Here is a 243-nt window from a genome sequence, read left to right as displayed (position 1 = left end):
GCCGATGATTGAGCCGACCACGTTGCCGATAGGGCCAAGCAGCGAGCCGAGCGATCCGCCGATCATGCCGCCGAGCGATCCGCCGATCATGCCGCCGATCTGTGCGCCCTTGTTGTCACCGAACAGCAGCGAGCCGGTCGCCATACCAAGCTGGCCACCTTGCAGCAGTTTCGAGAAAGTGCCGGTGTTCCCGAACACCTTGTCAAGAGCGCTGGAAAATTCCTCGCCAAGCCGGTGAATGAT

General features: G+C 61.3%; 1 pseudogene. It reads right to left on the bottom strand.

Going from position 1 to position 243, the window contains the following annotated elements:
* A pseudogene (locus tag H6A60_RS13545) lies at window positions 1-243 on the bottom strand (hypothetical protein); the annotation flags it as partial.

The organism is Sutterella massiliensis (assembly GCF_016899755.1).
In the GTDB taxonomy this organism is placed as follows: Bacteria; Pseudomonadota; Gammaproteobacteria; order Burkholderiales; family Burkholderiaceae_F; genus Sutterella; species Sutterella massiliensis.
Note: the sequence above shows the minus strand (reverse complement) of the source record. Positions and strands in the feature narration are given on the sequence as shown.